We start from the raw sequence: 17630 nt of genomic DNA on the forward strand, positions 1-17630 counted from the left end.
GTCCGCACCGCGCGCGCCGCGTGCCACACCGACCGCGCCGCGCCCACGGCGCCGCCCACGCCGCCCCGCGCCTGTGCCCACACCTGTCCGACCGGCACCAGCTCCTTCACCGAGGTGTGCTCCCCGAGCAGCTCGTGGGCATCGATGTGCCGCCGCGCCAGGACCCGCGCGGCCAGGTCCACCTGCCCGTGGAAGTCCGTCACGCCGTACTCCCCCGCGACACCGACCACCACGACCGCCTGGTTCGCGAAGCCCAGCACCGTACCCACCGGCACTACCCGCGCCACCGGGCCGAGCAGACCGGGCCAGGCCACGGCCACCGTCGACACCAGGCCGACGGGGGCCACCCACCAGTGCGCCCGCCCGGGGGCATCGCGCCTCGGGTATGCGTTGACGACAGGTATCGGCGTGAGTCCGGCCACCAGCGACGCGACCCGGACTCCCGCGACCGCGGGCCGAACCACCGCGACCACGCATCCGACGGTGCGCGCCAGGTCACGGTCGGACACGTCTGAGCCGGGCGCGGCGCTCTCGCGCGGGGTCAGTGCATTCACGAGCCCAGCCTAACGAGCGTGCCCGGCACGGGACCAGGGCTGTGACCACCGCGATTCCACCGCCCCGGGCGTCCGGGGGGCGAGGCGCCCGGTCCAGGCCGCCGATCGGGCGGGCTCAGCGCCGCAACCGGTCGGCGGCGCCCACGTACCACGCCAGCGCCGGCAGCCCGACGCCGCAGCCGAGCAGCAGCGCCACGCGCCAGTCGGTGTAGGTCACGCTGTCACCCGGGCCGCCCAGCAGGAACACCACGATCACCACCAGGAAGGCGAGGACGGGTAGCGACGCCGACGAGCCCTGTCCGGTGAGGGTCTGCGCCGCGACCGACACCATCGCCAGCATCAGGCCCGCCACCACGGCGGACACGGGCATCGGCGCCGACCCCACGTGCGCCGGCAGGTACATCGTGCCGCCCACGGCACACGCCGCGCCGGCCAGCGTGAGTGCCGCGAGCAGCAGTAGCCGCGGCCAGTCGCGGTTCACCCGCGCCGCCCCGTCATGCGAGCCCCGTCACCCGTCATCCGATCCCCGTCACCCGATCTCGGGGAGCCCCGCGAACAGGTCCCGCTCGTAACCGTCGACGACCTCCCCCGGCTCCCCGGACACCAGGATGAACGCCTCCTCGGCCAGCACCGGCTGCGCGACCCTGTTGGTCAGGGCGAACTCGGTCCCCGTCGCCGCCAGGTGCAGCTGCGTGCCGTGCGCCCGCAGTGCGGCCCGCTTGTTCTCGAGCACCGGCGACACGTCGATCATCGTGGTCACCTCGTCGTCGGGATGGGTGGGCAGCACGCCGAGCTTGGGTGCGCGCCAGCCCTCGGGCAGCTCGCAGAAGTCGTCGCGCAGCCGCAGCACGCCGTCGGTGATCTGCCCCTCCGCCGACACCGTCCAGTAGACCTTGGGCACCGACCACGCCGCGCCCAGCTCGGGCGCGTACGCGGGGTCGGCGGCCGCGGCGACGGCGGACGTCGTGACGCGATGCGCGCCGATGTGGTCGGGGTGCCCGTACCCCCCGACGGTGTCGTAGGTGGCCACCACGTGCGGTCGCCGCTCGCGCAGTAGCGCGGTGAGGGCCCAGACGGGGCCGCCCGGCGCGCGGTCGGCGTGATCGGCGCGGGCGAAAGCACGCGGGTGCTCCGCCGACGGAGCCCCGGCCATCCCGGAGTCGCGGAACCGGCCCGTGCCACCCAGGAACAGCGGCCGCAGCGGCGGTTCACCCGCCGGGGACAGCGCCGCCAGTGCGCCGCGCAGCTCCCACGCGCGCCACCCGCCGAGTTGGTCGGCCTCCTGGTCCACGAGTTGCGCATCGGCGGTGTCCATCACCTCGCCGGCCTCGCCCATCGTGCAGGTGACGACGGTGACCTCGGCGCCCGCCGCGAGGTACCGCGCGATGGTGCCGCCGGTGGTGATGGTCTCGTCGTCGGGGTGCGCATGCACCAGCATCAGCCGCCTGCCGGCACGCTCGGCCCGATTCACTTGCGCTCCCAACTCTCGGGGACGGTGAACACCCCGGTCGCCAGCGGTCCCGCGAGGGTCACGCCGGCCACGGTGGGCGCCACCGCCGAAACGGTCTCGTCCTGGAAGATCGGCAGCTCGACCGCGTCCTGCCACAGCATCCGGTCGGCCGACGCGAGGCTGTCCGCCACGTCGCGGCCGGTGAGCGCCTGCCGCGCCAGCTCTTGCACGTCCAGGTCGCACAGGCCGGAGATGTCGCCGCCGACCTCGGCGGCGGCCTGGCTCTCGGACATGCTGCTCGTGGCGGCGCTCTGCTCGGTGGGCTCGGGTCCGCTCGGGGTGGTCGTCGACGAAGGCTCGCCCGACCCGCCGGCCGGTGCCGTCACCGTCGGTGGGCTCGTGGAGGTGGTCGCGGGCGCACCGGCGGTCAACGTCGCCCCGCCGCCCTGCGGAGGGCATTCGACGCGTGATGCGAGGCGCACGGCCGGGTCACCGGTCACCTCGGACCAGCCGACCACGGCATCGACAGTCCCGTCGACGAGCGCACTGCTGGCCAGCTGGTCGGGGTCCAGGGTCACCACGGACGCGAACACGCCCATCGCGCGCAGCTGGTCGGTGGCATTGCTGGCCACCGAGAATGCAGCCTGGTTGCCGGCCGCCACGCCGATCCGCAGGAACATCGGGACGCCGTCGCGGACGAACTGCCGCACGCTCTCGCCGGGCGACGGCGACGGCGGCACCGACAGTGACGTCGGCGAGGCGCTCACGCCGGCCCCCGCGGAGCTGGATTCCGCGGGTGATGGGGGCACCGTCACCGTCACGTGCGAGACGGGCCCGGTGCTCGGCGGCTCGCTCTGGCTCGGCGGGATCGGCGCGGTCTGCAGTGTGTACCCGGCGGCCGCGAGAGCCTCCTCGAGCTGGTGCTTCGCCGCTGCCGGGGTCGCGGGGCCGGCGGGCATCGTCGGCGCATAGCCCGCGTTCGACGGTGCCAGCACCTGCGCGCGGGCGGGACGGACGGTGTCGCCGCCCGAGCCCACGGTGGTGAGCAGATCCACGTTGAGCGACGCGAGCAACGCGCGGCGCACCGCCTGGTCGGCGAGGAACGGCGACCGAGTGTTGAGCGTCAGGCTCATCAGCCGCGGCGCCGGTTGGTCGATGGCCTTGACCTGGTAGATCGACGACAGCTGCGCGAGCAGCGATGGGCCGCCGTGCATCGACACCACCTGCACGTCCCCCGTGCGCACGGAGTTGGCGGCCTGGCTGTCGGTGCCGCCCTTGCGGATCACGATGCGGTCGACCTTCGACGGGTCCATCCAGTACCGGTCGTTGCGCTCGAGGGTCACCTCGTCGCGGGCCATGTCGACCTTCTTCACCAGGAAACTGCCGCCGGACGCGGGGATCCGGCCCTGCATCGCGCCGGTGAACCCACCCGGCGCGTCCTTGATCAGGTGGCTGGGCAGCAGGTTGGAGAACAGACTGCGCCAGCCGGGATAAGGCGCCCTGAGGTGGACGGTGACGCGCTTGCCCCCGGCGCCCGAGGTCACGGAGTCGATCAACCGGTAGGGCGCCGCGCCGGCGGTGCCGGGCGCAGTGATCATCGACTGCCACAGGTACAGGAAGTCCTCGGCGGCGATGGGCGCACCGTCCGACCACTGCGCGTCCTGCCGGATCGTGTACGTGATGTCCACGGGGGACGTCTCCACGACCGACGGGACGAGGTCGGTGTTCTGCTGGTAGTGCACGTGCCCGTCGGGGCCGACGACCTCACGGAACGGGCTGGGCATGGTCATCGCCGCGAGCGCCTGCGTGGCGGGCGACAGGTCGGCCTCGAGGTGCGGGTTGAAACCGACGCCCAGGTTGTCGACGGCGACGACGACGGTGGTCCCCGTCGCCGATGGCAGCGGCGTGGGTGTCGACGTGTCGGAGCCGTGCATCGCCGGCGGTGGGTTCGCTGCGCAGCTCGCGACGCTCAGCGGGACGACCGCGGCCAGCGCAGCCACCGCGAGCGGCCGCACCGCATGCCGCAGCCCAGCGAAGCCGCGGCCCATTGGCGCTCGCCCCAAGCCGAGCCTCCCTCCCCGTCACACGTCCCGATCACCGGCACGCTCCCATCACCGGCACGGTCACACCCACGGCGCAGTTCTGTGCCGACGCAGTCTTGTCACCGACGCAGTTCCTTGCCGGCACGATTCCAGAGCCGACACGCGGCGGTCGTCGGAGCGCGCAGCCTCCGCGCGCTCCGACGCCGCGCGTACCTCAGCAACCTACCCGGCTACACCGCGGCCTGGTCACGCGACTTGGCGCGCGAACGCTCGCGAGCGCGCTCGGTGGCGTTCAGGTGCACCTTGCGGACCCGGACCACCTCGGGGGTCACCTCGACACACTCGTCGCCGGCGCAGAACTCCATCGCGGCCTCGAGCTCCAGCTTGATCGGCTTGGCCAGGGTCTCCATGACGTCGGCGGAGGACTGACGCATGTTGGTCAGCTTCTTCTCCTTGGTGACGTTGATGTCGAGATCCTCGGCGCGCGGGTTGATGCCCACGACCATGCCCTCGTACGTGTCGGCACCGGGCTCGACGAAGAACGTGCCGCGGTCGGCGAGCTGGATCATCGCGAACGGGGTCACGCTGCCCTGCCGGTCCGAGACGAGCGATCCGGTGTGCCGGGCGCGGATCTCGCCGGCCCACGGCGCGTACTCGTGGAACACGGCGTTGGCGATACCGGTGCCGCGGGTCTCGGTGAGGAAGTCGGTGCGGAACCCGATCAGCCCCCGGGACGGCACGACGAACTCCATCCGCACCCAACCGGTGCCCTGGTTGCCCATGGACTCCATCCGACCCTTGCGGTTCGCGAGCAGCTGGGTCACCGCGCCGAGGTACTCCTCGGGGACGTCCACGGTGAGGTGCTCGAACGGCTCGTGCACCTTGCCGTCGACCTTGCGCGTGACCACCTGCGGCTTGCCGACGGTCAGCTCGAAGCCCTCCCGCCGCATCTGCTCGACCAGGATCGCCAGAGCCAGCTCGCCGCGGCCCTGCACCTCCCACTGGTCGGGCTTGCCGATGTCGAGGACCTTGAGCGAGACGTTGCCCACCAGCTCGGAGTCGAGCCGCGACTTGACCATGCGCGCGGTCAGCTTGTGCCCGGACACCTTGCCGACCAGCGGGCTGGTGTTGGTGCCGATGGTCACCGAGATGGCGGGCTGGTCCACGGTGATCCGCGGCAGCGCGACGGGGTTCTCGAGGTCGGCGAGGGTGTCGCCGATCATGATGTCGGAGAAGCCGGCCACGGCGGCGATGTCGCCGGCGACGGCCTCCTCGGCGGGCTTGCGCTCGACACCCTCGGTGGTGAGCAGCTCGGTGACCTTGGCGTTGGTGACGACGGGCTCGCCGTCCACCTCGCGCATCCACGCCACCGTCTGCCCCTTGCGCAGGGTGCCGTTGTGCACGCGGACCAGGGCGAGGCGGCCGAGGAAGGCCGACGCGTCGAGGTTCGTGACGTGTGCCTGCAACGGCGCGTCCGGGTCGCCCTTGGGCTCGGGGATGTAGTCGTGCAGGATCTGGAACAGCTCGTCGAGGTTGTCGGCGGCCGGCACCTCGCCGTTGGCAGGTGCGACGGTGCTGGCCTTGCCCTCACGGCCGGAGGCGTACACGACGGGCAGCTCGAGCGCCAGCTCGGCGGCCTGGGCGGCCTCGTCCGACAGGTCCGAGGCCAGGTCGAGCAGCAGGTCCTGCGACTCGCTGACGACCTCCTCGATGCGCGCATCGGGCCGGTCCGTCTTGTTGACGACGAGGATCACGGGCAGCGAGGCCGCGAGTGCCTTGCGCAGCACGAACCGGGTCTGCGGGAGCGGGCCCTCGGACGCGTCGACCAGCAGCACGACACCGTCGACCATGGACAGGCCGCGCTCGACCTCGCCGCCGAAATCGGCGTGCCCGGGGGTGTCGATCACGTTGATCACCGTGGTGGTGCCGTCCGCGTTCTTGCGGTGCACCGCGGTGTTCTTCGCGAGGATCGTGATCCCCTTCTCCTTCTCCAGGTCGCCGGAGTCCATGACACGGTCGACCAGCTCGGCGCGCTCGCCGAACGCGCCGGACTGCCGCAGCATGGCGTCGACCAGGGTGGTCTTCCCGTGGTCGACGTGCGCGACGATGGCGACGTTGCGGAAGTTGGGCTCGGTGGTCACTCACTACTCCTGACGTGGTCGGCGCGCAGCGGTCCGGCTGTGGGGCCGCGCGGCCGATTCGTGGCGCCGGGGCTGCACGGCGGTATGCGGTGCAGGCAGGCACGACGGGGGCACGCTCCGCGGTCCGGAGCGCTTCGGTCACCTCTAGATTACTTGCCAGCGCCGGTTCGGCGTTATTCGCGCTGGTGCGGCCGCCCCGCACCGACGCACCTTAGGAGGCGCTAACCTCGTCAGGTGAGCAAGACCAAGGCGCACAAACTGGTGGGCGCCAAGCCCAAGTCCACATGCTGCCGCAAGAAGGTGCGGTGCGAGCGCTGCCCCGTGGTGATTCACCGCCTCAACCGCCTCGCGGCGCATGGGGCGACCAAGAAGGAACTGAAGAAGTCCCTCGCCCACATCCGCTCGAATCCCCGCCGGGCCGGCGCCGAATAGCCGCCCCGGCGCCCGGTCAACCGCAACCGGCGCTGCAGCACCAGCCCGAGGCTCGGGTAACCGTGTTCTCCAGGCACCCCGACCTCGCGGCAGGCGCAGCCGACCGGTGCTGCGTCACCGGCACCCTTCGGGCGAGCAGCTCGACCCCATCGCGCACGTCCGTCAACCGGCCACGTCGAGCAGAGCTGACGTGCTGACCGGCGCCGGCGGTCACGGATATTTACTGTTCTGTTTTCTACCTACAACACGGCAACTAATACCGTTCGATAGCGCTGTGAGCACGCAAACCGCAATCTGCCTACATGCATCATCATGTCGACAAATATTACCATCCTGAAGGTAAATATTGTTTGCTTACTCTACAGATCGAGGCTACCTTCGTGATCATGATCACGTCCCGATCAGAGCTCGACGCCTACCTGCAGGCAGACCTGCGGTCCTACGGATTCGACAGGTGGTCGCCGCGCTTCCGCCTCACCCAGCGCCCACTCCAGTTCCAGAGGCTCCTGCGAAAGTCGGAGTTCTGGGCCAACACCGCCGCCGGTCCGCTTCGGCGTGCCATCGCGGCCTGGTACATCGCACGGACGAAGTTCTTCGGCGAGCGCCTCGGCTATTCGATCCCGAGGAACGTCTTCGGCCCCGGCCTGTCTATCGCACATACCGGCACGATCGTCGTCAACCAGAACGCCATCGTCGGACGCAACTGTCGCCTCCACCAGGGCGTCACGATCGGCGAGGCCAACGGTAAGGCGCCGGTCATCGGGGACGACGTCCACATCTCCCCGAACGCCATGGTGATCGGCGCCGACGTCGGCGACCGAGTGGGCATCCGCGCCGGCGCCGTGGTCACCAAGGACGTGCCCGACGACGTCGACGTGGGCGGGGTGCCGGCGCATATCCTCAACCGCCGCGCGGCTACGCTGCCGCCGAGCGCGGCAGAGTAGCCGCGGCCGAGCGGCTCCCCCTCGCGTCTCACTCCTGGCTCGCTCCGGTCGCATCCGAGTTCCCCAGCACCCGTTGCAAGGTGGCGGTGGGATCGGAGCCGACGCCCAGCCGATGCCCCGGGCCAGGTCTTCCGCCGGCAACCGGTATCCGGTCGGGATCGACCGGATCGAGGACGCCGCTGCCGTCGCCTCCCGCGCCGCCGCCGGGCCCGACGATCGGGGTGGAGTTCGCGTCGGTGCCGGTACCGGTGCCGACCACCGGGACCTGGGACGGCGGAAGCGGCGCGGTGGACGGCGACGGCGCGGGCCCCGCCGAGCGGCGCGCCGGCAACGGGGTCGGCGTCAGAGTGGCTGAGGCCGGGGGCGCGGATGTCGGGGATGCGGGCACCGGCGAAGTCGAGCTCGCGGCGGTCTGATGGAGGGAGGCGATCTTCGAGCGCAGGCGTGGCAGTGCCTCGCTCCGGATCCGGCGACGTGCCTGATCCGGGTCGGTGTTCCCCTGGAAGCACCCCGGCGCCGCCGCCTCGACGATGCCCACCGCGTGGATGTAGCGCTCCTCGGCCCGGGCCCGGTCGCCACGGACCGACGCGACATCGCCCTGCGTCTCCTCGACCACCTCGAGGTCGACGCGGGTTGCGCACGTGTCCGACCGCCGGAGCGCGGCCGTGAAGGCCCCGTCGGCATCGTCGATCCGCCCCTCGAGGACCGCCAGATCGCCGGAGGCGACCGACACGGTAGCGGTGTCGACCACGCCGAACCGGTGCATCGCCGCGATGTCGCCGCGCAGTGCCTCGACGTCGTGGCGCTCGAAGTCCCCGACCGCGGACCGGCTGGCGACGGTGACGGTGACCAGCACGACGGCCACCGACACCGCCAGAACCGCGAACGGTGTGGACACCACCAGCAGGCGCCGCCGCAGACGCAGCCGAGTCGGCCCACCCCGCCACCACCGCGCGACCCGCGCCCAGGTCCGGCCGAGCCTCGTCATAGCCCCGCCTCGCGCCGCACCAGGCGGCCCCGGCGGAAGTCTCGGACCGTCAACACCGACTCGACGAGGACGAGCACCGCAGCGCTCGCGGCGAACAGCCAGTAGAGCTCGGTCCGCACGACCACCCCGGACCCCGTCGATGCGTCTTCGTCAGGGCCTGGATCGGCTGTGACGCCCGGAACCACGGCCGCGATCGGCGCATCCTCGTCCCGGTGGAAGTACGGCACGCCGAGCACCCGGCCGACGTCTGCGAGACGGGACTGGTCGATCCGCGAGATGATCGGTCGTCTCGTCGACTGGTCCGCGAAGTAGACGAGTTGCCCGTCTACGTAGGTCTCCGGGATTGCGCCTCCGCTACTCGTGCCGTATCCGAGTACCGCACCGCCGTCGATCATGCCGGCCAAGCCGGTCAGCGTGGTCTGCGCCGCGTGCGAACCTCCACCGCCGGCCCCGAGGTAGAACACGACGTTCTTCGACCGGGGATAGTCGGACCGCGCCCTCCTGAGCTGGTCGCGCAGCACCTGCTGCGGTGCGCCGTCGTCGACCTCGTACGGCGCGTCGAGCGGCACGTCGGTGTAGCTGGAGAGTCCCTTGACCATCGGGTGCAGGCTCCACACGTCGTCCGATAACGGCCACTCGAGGTGGGCGGTCGACGCGAAACCCACGACCGCGAACCGTGCGTGCGGGAACTGGTCGATCAGCTCGTCCATGTCGGTACGCATCGCGCTCAGTCGCGTAGCACCCGCACCGAGGTCCGCGACGCGTACGTCGACGGACCGATCGACCACCAGGAAGACGTTCAGGTTCGCTGTGGACCGGACCTGCGGCTGGTCGGCTCCCGCGGTCTCGCGCGGGGTCAGGCCCGGCATGGCGGCCGCGACCACGACCAGTAGAAAGGCCACGGTGAGCCCGCTCCAGCGCAACACCAGCCGCCGGTAGTGCCCGGAACCGGTGCGCACCAGCATGCGGTACAGCGTGAGCATGCGCAGGGCGATGACGGCGACCGCGAACGCGACCAGCAGCCACGCAGGGACGATCGGTTGGAAGGTCATCGGCGGACCACCACCAGCGCCGCGGACAGCAGGCCGACTGCGACCAGGCACACGTACAGCGGAGCGGCCGGGGAGTCCCAGCTCCTGCTCGTAACGGTCTTACCGTCGGGCAGCACCACCTGCGGGCGATTCGCCCGGATGCCGTCGAGCACGGTGCGCAACGTGGAGTCGACGCCCGCCCGGGTGGTCGCGGCACTCCCCGCCGGGTTGTAGGTGCGGTAGCGGCCGCCGGTGGCCGCGGCGAGCGCGCGGAGCGCTGAGGTGGTCCGGGCGCTGGTCGTCACGACATCGGTGCGGGCGATCACGTTCACCTGGACCCCCGCCCTGGTCGCCATGTTCTGCAGCGTCGTGTCGTCGAACAGCGACGGGCGCGGGTCCGTGCTGGACCTGAGGTCGGAGTATCCGAGGTAGATCAGCGATCGGCGATGGGTTCCCCTGCTCTCGAACGAGGGGAATCCGGTGAGGCACAACGCGAGCACGTCGTTCACCGAGGGGGCGTAGTCCGTGTAGTCGATCGGGCGGGAGAAGTCGGCGATGCCGCTCTCGAGGGCCGTCGAATCCGCGGTGGGCAGGGTCCGCTTCGCGTCGAGCGCGGCCTGCAGGGGCGACACCCGCGCGAACCTGGTCAACTGCGTCTCCGCGTACATGTGGTCGCGGGTCATGGGAATCACGCGCAACGTCGGCGACGTCAAACCGATCCGTAGGGTATCGGAGCGCTTGGTCGTCTCCGCGAAGTAGGTCAACAGTCCGGACGTCGTCGGGTCGGTGACCGGTTGGCCCACACAGATCATCACGTCCTCGGGATGCTCCGACTCGAAGGAACGAGTCGCCGACGACGCACCGACGGGGCGGGCCGCGGTCACCACGGCCGCGCCGAACGCGACGGTGAGCAGGCAGGCGAGCGCGACCAGGGCCACGGCGCGCCGCCTGGCCAGGCGGGCGTATTCGGAAAGGCCGGTCAACCGGTGGACGTTGGCCAACGGCCGCAGCATCCGCTGGGGCCGGGCGATCGTCCCCAGCATCGCCCCGCCGAGCGCCCCGACCAGCAGACACGCACCGACGATGGCGACCGGCCACCATCTCAGGTCCACGAGGCGATCACCCGCTCGACTTCGCCGCCGAGGCTCGCCACCGCGAGTTCCTGCGGCTGCGGATGCGCGAATTGGGCCTCGTCGAGCGCCCGGAGAACCGGCACCGCGGCGCTCAGCCCGACGGTGGCGAACTCCCCGGTCGGCAGCGCGTCCACACGTCGTCCCGTCGTGAGCCGGAGGAAGGAACGTAGCGTGCGGCGGAGCGCCGAGCAGGCCGCGCCCGCCGGAATCCGACCGGCACCGTGATCGGCGACGATGCGGCGGGCGCGCCGGGTGAATCTCCGCGCCATCAGGCGGTGATGCAGCGGCCCGAGGACTCTGGACCGCCGCAGCCGCTCCACGGGCAGGGTCCACACGACGACTGCGGCGAACCACGCGAGGACCACGAGCACCAACACGGCGGCCAGGAGAAGCCACCACACCGCGTACGGCTGCGGGCCCCCGAGGTATCGGAGCAGGTCACCGGGCATGAGCGAAATCCCCCAGCAACGACACCATCCCGCGCCGGAGGTCGGCGGCCCCGGCGATCCGGACACCCCGCACCCCGCACTCCGTGAGGAACGCGTCGAGCCGCGCCCGACGCTCGGCCTCGGCCCTGCGGTACGCCGCGACCACCCGCGGCCCGACGAAGGGGCCACCCAGCACGAGGCGGCCGGTGCCGACGTCGAAGCCGTCGAGTTCGTCGTCGGCGGACCCGATGGCGGGCTGGTCCTCGACCATCGCCCACAGGACGTCGTGCCGCCCCGCCAGACCGCGCAACCGAGCGCCCAGCTCCGAGCCCGGCTCCGGCTCGTCCGAGATCACCACGAGGACCATCCGACGCTTGAACCCCGCTGCCACATAATCCAGCTGGACTGCGATGTCGCTCGGCTCCCGGCTCGCGGCCGCGACCCCGCGGTACCTGTCGACCAGCCCGCCCAGGTGGGTCTCGCCGCGCCGCGCCGGCGTCCGACCCGAGCCCGTCCGATCCCCGTACACCAGCGCCACCTCGTCGGACCGGTCCATCGCTACCAGCCCGACGACGCCGATGACGAGCGCGGCGACGTCGCTCTTGCGCTCCCCGGTGGGGGTCAGGGCGGCCATGTTCCGGCCGGCGTCCGCCACCAGCAGGATCTTGTGGTGCTTCTCGGTGACGAACCGCTTGACCAGGACATCGCCTTCGCGCGCCGTAGCCCGCCAATCGATGTCACGCACGTCGTCGCCGGGTACGTACGGCCGCAGATCGTCCAACTCCAGGCTTCGGGTGTGCAGGAGCGCGTACCGGCCGCCCTCCAGCAGGCCGCGCGTGTCGCCGCCGAAGTGGATGCGGGCCCGCTCGAGGTTCCGCTCCATGGGTTCAGGGGATCCGGACGCCGTGCAGGACCGCGTCCACCACGTCGTCGGAACGCACCCCGGTCGTCCCCGCCTCGAACCCCAGCATGATGCGGTGCCGGAGCACGCGGTGGGCCACGCGCGCGATGTCGTCGGGGATCACGTGGTTGCGTCCCGCCAACACCGCGACAGCCCTGGCGCACCGGCACAGGGCGATGGTCGCCCGTGGGCTGGCCCCGCACTCGACGACCCGAGCGAGGTGCTGCGGTAGCGACCGCCCGGGTACGCGGGTGGCCGCCACGATCTCGCCGGCGTACCGCATCAAGACGGGGTCCATGTGCACCGCCGCGGCGATCTGTTGCACCCGCACCACGTCCTCGAGCCCGACGACGGCCTGCGATCGGCTCCGGTTCGCGTAGACCCCGGCGTCGATGCGCAGCATCACCTCGACCTCCTCCTGGACGGTGGGGTACCGCAGGACCTCCTTGATCAGGAACCGGTCGGACTGCGCCTCCGACAGCGGATACGTCCCCTCCTGGTCTATCGGGTTCTGCGTGGCGATCACCAGGAACGGGTCAGCGAGCGCGTGCACCTCGCCTGCGATGGTCGTCTGGCGCTCCTCCATCGCCTCCAGCATCGCGCTCTGGGTCTTGGCACTCGACCGGTTGATCTCGTCGAGGAGCACGACGTTGGCGTGCACAGGCCCGAGGCGGGTCGTGAATCGTCCGGTCGCCGCCTCGTATATCTGCGTGCCGATGATGTCGCTGGGAAGGAGGTCCGGGGTGCACTGGATCCGCTGGAACCGGCCGCCGACGGATTCCGCGAGGACCTTCGCCGCGGTGGTCTTGGCCAGACCCGGCACGCTCTCCAGGAGCACGTGGCCACCGGCCAACAGGCCGACCAGCAGTGACTCGCGCAGGTCGTCCTGGCCCACCACCTTCTGGCCGAAGGCCGCCGACACCGCCGCGACGACTCTGTGAGCCGCGTCGAGGTCTGCCCTCCCGGGCTGCACACGTGTGGTCATGGTTCTCCCCTCGCACCTACCGCGCGTAACGGCGACGTCTAGCTGTCGAACTTGATGACGGGCGGTTGCTTCGACAGATCGACCGTCGCGTTGACGTAGTCGGTGACGGTGCCCGGCTGCCCGTTCCCGGAAACCTGCACCTTGACCTGCCCGAAGAGCAGCGCCTGGAGCTGGTACTCGTCGAACATCGAGATGGACACTCCGCTCACGTCCGGGGTACCCCACGAGACCGCCCCGTCGGTGAGCCCATCATCCGAATCGATCGACATCGGGCAGTTCGGGGGGGCCAGCAGCTTCGACTTCTGGCACGGGGCGAACGCGGCGACCAGCGCGTCGTTGATCGCCTTCTTGCCTACGTCGTTGAGCGTGTACTGCGCGGAGATGAAGCCGGCCGAGAAGGAGTCGAGCTTGTCCAGCAGCAGCGGTGTCGCGGTCACGTCCAGGTACGGATCGGAGCTCCCGAATGCCTGATAGCCGGGGAAGACGTATGCCGTACCCGTACCGGCGGGCTTGCCGAAGACGGTGAGGGTGTCTGCCGACGCGTCCTCCGATCCCCCGACGTCGGCCGTGATCTTGACCGCCGCGGTCGCAAGCTTCCACGTGTTTCCGACCTTCTTCGCGTCGACCGTCGCGTCCGAGACGGTCGTGCCGAACGTCGCAGCGACGTGCACCGTCGCCATCCCCACGCCACTCGCATTGCCCGACGACGTGTCGTCGAGGATCCGGACGTTGGTGATCGGCCACTTCGCGATCTGCTGCTTCAGAACGTCGTCGGTGAGCAGCTCTCTGCTCGCCGGCTGGTCGACCCCGTAAGCCAGCGCGGCGTCCGCATCGCCACGGGCCAGGGCGGCGAGGTATCCCTTCACGGCGTCCCCCGCAGAGCCGGCACCGCCGCCGCTCCGGGCCGCGAGAGTCACCGCTACGACGATCACCACGATCACGACGACCGCGACGCCTGCGAGCGCGGTGATGATCAGCGGCTTCCTGTTCCGCCGGGGCGGCGGCGGTGCGAACTGCGGCTGCCCGTACTGCCCCGCACCGAACGGCATGCCCGGCGGCGGCCCGCCGACATACCCGGGCTGTGCCGGCGACCGCCCGCCCGGCCATTGCTGCCCATCGCCGGGGCGGCCGAACGGCCCTCCTCCGGGGCCCGACTGGCCGAACTGTCCCGGGCCGGGCCCGCCGACCGGATTCGGCCCGCCGTAGCCGTGCGTCGATCCGCCGGGATAGCCGTTCCCATCGGTCATTTCGTCCCCCTCGCCCCGTCGACCAGCCCATGTAGATCGACTCAGGAAATACCTGACGCGGCTGAGTATAGGCACGGTCGGGGTCGGTCTTCGCGCGGAATCCGGGCGCTTGAGACGCCCGACAAGGATTCCCCAAGAAGTCGTTAAGCGGCCGGTCGCGGTGTCGGTCGCGCAGCGCAGCGGGCGCCGGGCGCGCGGCGGTACGACGCGGCCCGGCAGGCGGCCCGATCGACGATCCCGGCCGAAACGGTCACGCCGTGCCGCAGCGACGGTCGGCGGCCCGCCGGAGCGGAGCGTCCAACGGCCGGCACGGGCACCACCCGTCGCGCGTGACCGGCACCGGCATCCGCGGCCCGGTGACGACGGTGCCGTGCAGGGTGCCGTCGGCGCCCCAGTGCAGCAGGTCGTGGGTCCATGGCTCGAGCAGGATCAGCCGACGCTCGCTCAACTCGATCTGAGTCCGTCGGAATTCCAGGAAGGCCCGCCACGCCACACGCATCGAATCACGGAATCCATTGGATGCGGCACTGTTTCGCATGGCGATCACCTCGATCGGGGAGTCGGACGGTCTGGACTCAGTCCAGGATGACCCCTCGCGTCGCAAAGATCCAGCGAATATTTCTACCTCTTCCATGAAGTGGCACTGAATGATCAGTGATGCCGCGGTCACCACCTGCAATGGGTCGACACACGCGCGTACCGCCGCCAGCGTGTCGCATCAGACGATCACTGTGTACATCCGTGTCGACACCGCCGCGCGCCTCGACCGCACGCGGCGCGCACACGTGCACACCGACGGCGGTCGGGGATGACGGGCGCCGACCCTGCGAAGGTCGACGTCAACGGCAGCGCGCCGAGCGATCGGCCGCCCACTCGGCGCAAGCGGCACCCGCCCGCCTGAGGACGCTGCTGTCCGTCCTGGAGCAGACCAGCGGCTGCTACCGGCCCCAGACCATATGCGAGGCGGGTGGACTCGCCAACGGGACGATCGTCGAGCGATTGGGCTGAGCCACCGGGCGTGCCGTAGATTCGAGTGGTCGAACAGCACGCATCGCCGATGCCGCGGCCGATCGGGGAACAGATGGGTACACACGGTCGCGGACGACTCGCAGCGTGGGCGGTATACCTCATGCTGTCCCTCGCGGTCGACGCGGTGATCTCGACCGTCGGGCCGCCGGTGGCCCTCGCGGGACTGGCGCCGGTCACCGGCTTGATGGCGAGCGCGGTGGGCGCGCTGACCATCGTGCTCGCGAGCGCCCACGCCCGGTCCGCCATGGCTCTGACGTACACGGGAGTGGCCGTCACAGCGGTGGCGAAAACCTACGCGTGGCTTCGGATCACGGCGGGCGCCGGACCGGTTCCCATCCAGGCGCTCGTCGTATGCGGCCATCTGATCGCAGCCGTAGGCGTCGTCCGGTGGCTCCGCGTGCAGGGGCTTGCCCGCCGCCAGGTAGTCCGGCCAGTCCTCGCGGTGGTCGTCGGCGTCCTCGCCGTCGGGATCGCGTGCTGGTGGCTCGGTCGGCAGTACATGGGCGTCGCCCACGGCGATCACCTGGCTGTGACAGTGCGCCTCGGGATCGACTCCGCGCTGCTGGTGTGGGTGACGCAGGTGTCGACCGTCGTCGCCCGGCAGAACCGCACCTTCGCGCTACTGCGCCTCGGATTAGTGCTGATGATCGCTGCGGACGCAATACTCGAGTACGGGTCGTTCACGGACAGCGCCGTTCACCCCCTCCACCGCACGGTGGCCGCCGCTGGCTTCGCACTGTTCGGCGCTGCCGCCTTGCACCCCGATGTCACGCGCGGGGCCGCCTCGTCAACCGACGCCCGGGCTGCAGCGCCGTACCGCTTCATCGAGATCGCGACGGTGTGCCTCTCTGTAGCGGTCGCGCCCGCACTCCGTCCCGCGCCAGGCGAGATCCAGAGCGTGGTTCGCGTCCTCGTCGCTGTAGGGCTCTTCTGCGCCATCCTGTACCGCAGCGACCGCGCACTCCGAGCGGTCGAGCGCCGCGAGGCCGAAGAGCGGCACGCCGCGACACATGACGGGCTCACCGGACTACCCAACAGGGTGGGGCTGTACGAGTCGTTCACCAGCGGTGCGGATGTAAGTCTGCTCTTCGTCGAGATCGACAATCTCAAGATGGTCAACGACGGCCACGGCCGCCGAGTCGGGGACGAGATGATCGCCGCGGCCGCCCAGCGGATCACGAGCCTCGTGGGCGACCGGGGCGCCGCGTTCCGGTACGCCGACGACGAGTTCGTGATATCGACGGGAGCGGGGCTCGAGGCCGCCCGCGAGCTCGCGCGTGCCGTGGTCGACGCGCTCGGCCGCCCACTCGATTCGAGCTGCGGCGCGATCACCCTGTCGGCCAGCGTCGGTATCGCCCATCGTGCCGACCCCGCCGATCTGGACGACCTGATCCAAGAAGCTGATTCGGCGATGTACCGGGCGAAGGCCGACGGCGGCGGACGGTGCGCTGTGTTCGACGACTGTATGCGATCCGACGCACTCCGCGAGCTGGAGTTGGCCGGCGCGCTTCGTCAGGCTGTCGAGCAGCGTAGTTTCGAGCTCCACTACCAGCCGATCGTCCACACCGATACAGACCGAGTCGTAGCCTTCGAGGCCCTGCTGCGGTGGCGCCACCAGGGTGCTTTGCGCAGCCCCGCCGACTTCATGGAGATGGCGGAGTCGTCGGGATTGATCATCGAGATGGGTCAGTGGGTGCTCGACTCCGCCGTCGCGGTGATCGCCGACCTCTGGCGCGCGGATCCGACATGTCGGATCGCGGTATCGATCAACGTATCGGCGCGCCAGCTGGGGGACGCCGGCTTCGCGGATGGCGTCGCGGCAGCACTTGCGGCACACCGCGTCCCATCGGCGGCCCTGTGGATCGAACTCACCGAGACTGCGCTGATCTCCGACGTCGACGCCACCACTGCAGTTCTCCGCCGGGTGAGTGACCTCGGAGTCCGGGTGTGTCTCGACGACTTCGGTGTGGGCTATTCGGCCCTCAGCCACCTCAGCACCTTTCCCATCGACGTCGTCAAGATCGATAAGTCGTTCGTCATTCCCGCGGCCCGCGACCACGGCCCCGACGGCGAGAAGAAGCGCGTCGTGATGGCCGCCATCCAGTCCATCTCGTCGACACTCGGGTTGGACACGGTGGCGGAGGGCGTCGAGGACGCCGCGGTTCACGGCCTGGTCGCGGAGATCGGATGCACCTATTCGCAGGGATGGTTCCACGGGCGCCCGCAGCCGCGCGAGGTGGCCTTCCGCACGCTGCTCGGGGACGAATCGAGCACCGCACCCTCGGCCTCCGGTTGAGCCGAATGGTGGCCCCGCGATTCACCCGG

Annotated in this window: 15 protein-coding genes and 2 pseudogenes; 4 read left to right on the forward strand and 13 right to left on the reverse strand. The window is 70.7% G+C overall.

The annotated features are described in order from the left end of the window. The 5 genes and pseudogenes from ABD908_RS15320 to typA all read right to left on the reverse strand — a co-directional run. Positions 1–554: pseudogene (locus tag ABD908_RS15320) on the reverse strand (hypothetical protein); the annotation flags it as partial. A 115-nt stretch (positions 555–669) separates the two neighbouring features. Further along, positions 670–1035, reverse strand: a complete 366-nt coding sequence (locus tag ABD908_RS15325; RefSeq protein ID WP_344997426.1) for a hypothetical protein — start codon at positions 1033–1035, stop codon at positions 670–672. A gap of 48 nt (positions 1036–1083) precedes the next feature. Next, the gene (mshB, locus tag ABD908_RS15330; protein WP_344997483.1) at positions 1084–1992 is read right to left on the reverse strand and encodes an N-acetyl-1-D-myo-inositol-2-amino-2-deoxy-alpha-D-glucopyranoside deacetylase; all 909 of its coding nucleotides are present in this window, start codon (positions 1990–1992) and stop codon (positions 1084–1086) included. A gap of 29 nt (positions 1993–2021) precedes the next feature. Beyond that, positions 2022–4067: an ABC transporter family substrate-binding protein gene (locus ABD908_RS15335; RefSeq protein ID WP_344997428.1), complete on the reverse strand. Its 2046-nt coding sequence runs from the start codon at positions 4065–4067 to the stop codon at positions 2022–2024. 209 nt (positions 4068–4276) lie between these two features. Beyond that, entirely contained in the window at positions 4277–6187 is a 1911-nt protein-coding gene (gene typA, locus ABD908_RS15340) for a translational GTPase TypA (protein WP_344997430.1), read from the reverse strand. A gap of 234 nt (positions 6188–6421) precedes the next feature. Between typA and ABD908_RS15345 the strand changes: the two genes are divergently transcribed. Together ABD908_RS15345 and ABD908_RS15350 are read left to right on the forward strand one after the other, a co-directional pair. Then, positions 6422–6619: a hypothetical protein gene (locus tag ABD908_RS15345; RefSeq protein WP_344997432.1), complete on the forward strand. Its 198-nt coding sequence runs from the start codon at positions 6422–6424 to the stop codon at positions 6617–6619. A 386-nt stretch (positions 6620–7005) separates the two neighbouring features. Beyond that, positions 7006–7563, forward strand: coding sequence for a serine acetyltransferase (locus tag ABD908_RS15350; protein ID WP_344997434.1), 558 nt, complete (start codon positions 7006–7008; stop codon positions 7561–7563). Between the two features lie 28 nt (positions 7564–7591). On the opposite strand, the gene ABD908_RS15355 is transcribed toward ABD908_RS15350, so the two are convergent. The 8 genes from ABD908_RS15355 to ABD908_RS15390 all read right to left on the reverse strand — a co-directional run bounded on the left by ABD908_RS15355 (position 7592) and on the right by ABD908_RS15390 (position 14814). Next, positions 7592–8551, reverse strand: a complete 960-nt coding sequence (locus tag ABD908_RS15355) for a hypothetical protein (RefSeq protein ID WP_344997436.1) — start codon at positions 8549–8551, stop codon at positions 7592–7594. Continuing rightward, positions 8548–9603 (reverse strand): vWA domain-containing protein, encoded by a 1056-nt coding sequence (locus ABD908_RS15360; RefSeq protein ID WP_344997438.1) that lies wholly within the window; start codon positions 9601–9603, stop codon positions 8548–8550. Before ABD908_RS15360 ends, ABD908_RS15355 begins: the two co-directional genes overlap by 4 nt. After that, positions 9600–10694 carry a vWA domain-containing protein gene (locus ABD908_RS15365; RefSeq protein ID WP_344997440.1) on the reverse strand — a complete coding sequence of 365 codons (1095 nt, stop codon included), beginning with the start codon at positions 10692–10694 and terminating at the stop codon, positions 9600–9602. Before ABD908_RS15365 ends, ABD908_RS15360 begins: the two co-directional genes overlap by 4 nt. Further along, on the reverse strand, positions 10685–11164 hold the full coding sequence (locus ABD908_RS15370) for a hypothetical protein (RefSeq protein ID WP_344997442.1): 480 nt from the start codon (positions 11162–11164) through the stop codon (positions 10685–10687). The genes ABD908_RS15365 and ABD908_RS15370 overlap by 10 nt, the downstream gene beginning before the upstream one ends. After that, the gene (locus ABD908_RS15375) at positions 11154–12026 is read right to left on the reverse strand and encodes a DUF58 domain-containing protein (RefSeq protein ID WP_344997443.1); all 873 of its coding nucleotides are present in this window, start codon (positions 12024–12026) and stop codon (positions 11154–11156) included. Before ABD908_RS15375 ends, ABD908_RS15370 begins: the two co-directional genes overlap by 11 nt. A 4-nt stretch (positions 12027–12030) precedes the next feature. Then, positions 12031–13029 (reverse strand): AAA family ATPase, encoded by a 999-nt coding sequence (locus tag ABD908_RS15380; RefSeq protein ID WP_344997445.1) that lies wholly within the window; start codon positions 13027–13029, stop codon positions 12031–12033. Positions 13030–13067: 38 nt separating this feature from the next. Further along, positions 13068–14276, reverse strand: coding sequence for a hypothetical protein (locus ABD908_RS15385; RefSeq protein ID WP_344997447.1), 1209 nt, complete (start codon positions 14274–14276; stop codon positions 13068–13070). A 250-nt stretch (positions 14277–14526) separates the two neighbouring features. Further along, complete coding sequence (locus tag ABD908_RS15390) at positions 14527–14814, reverse strand: hypothetical protein (protein WP_344997449.1); 288 nt, start codon at positions 14812–14814, stop codon at positions 14527–14529. A gap of 273 nt (positions 14815–15087) precedes the next feature. On the opposite strand from ABD908_RS15390, the pseudogene ABD908_RS15395 reads away from it, so the two are divergent. Continuing rightward, positions 15088–15284, forward strand: a pseudogene (locus ABD908_RS15395) (steroid 3-ketoacyl-CoA thiolase); the annotation flags it as partial. 73 nt (positions 15285–15357) lie between these two features. Continuing rightward, positions 15358–17601, forward strand: coding sequence for a putative bifunctional diguanylate cyclase/phosphodiesterase (locus ABD908_RS15400; RefSeq protein ID WP_344997451.1), 2244 nt, complete (start codon positions 15358–15360; stop codon positions 17599–17601). Positions 17602–17630 lie beyond the last annotated feature (29 nt).

Source organism: Tsukamurella soli, assembly GCF_039541155.1.
Lineage (GTDB): Bacteria > Actinomycetota > Actinomycetes > Mycobacteriales > Mycobacteriaceae > Tsukamurella > Tsukamurella soli.

Bases quoted from the DNA above. Each gene is read 5' to 3' on its own strand.
- ABD908_RS15360 (WP_344997438.1), bottom strand. From the start codon at position 9,603: ATGACCTTCCAACCGATCGTCCCTGCGTGGCTGCTGGTCGCGTTCGCG.
- ABD908_RS15390 (WP_344997449.1), bottom strand. From the start codon at position 14,814: ATGCGAAACAGTGCCGCATCCAATGGATTCCGTGATTCGATGCGTGTG.
- ABD908_RS15380 (WP_344997445.1), bottom strand. From the start codon at position 13,029: ATGACCACACGTGTGCAGCCCGGGAGGGCAGACCTCGACGCGGCTCAC.
- ABD908_RS15400 (WP_344997451.1), top strand. From the start codon at position 15,358: ATGGGTACACACGGTCGCGGACGACTCGCAGCGTGGGCGGTATACCTC.
- ABD908_RS15370 (WP_344997442.1), bottom strand. From the start codon at position 11,164: ATGCCCGGTGACCTGCTCCGATACCTCGGGGGCCCGCAGCCGTACGCG.
- ABD908_RS15355 (WP_344997436.1), bottom strand. From the start codon at position 8,551: ATGACGAGGCTCGGCCGGACCTGGGCGCGGGTCGCGCGGTGGTGGCGG.
- ABD908_RS15350 (WP_344997434.1), top strand. From the start codon at position 7,006: ATGATCACGTCCCGATCAGAGCTCGACGCCTACCTGCAGGCAGACCTG.
- ABD908_RS15375 (WP_344997443.1), bottom strand. From the start codon at position 12,026: ATGGAGCGGAACCTCGAGCGGGCCCGCATCCACTTCGGCGGCGACACG.
- mshB (WP_344997483.1), bottom strand. From the start codon at position 1,992: ATGCTGGTGCATGCGCACCCCGACGACGAGACCATCACCACCGGCGGC.
- ABD908_RS15385 (WP_344997447.1), bottom strand. From the start codon at position 14,276: ATGACCGATGGGAACGGCTATCCCGGCGGATCGACGCACGGCTACGGC.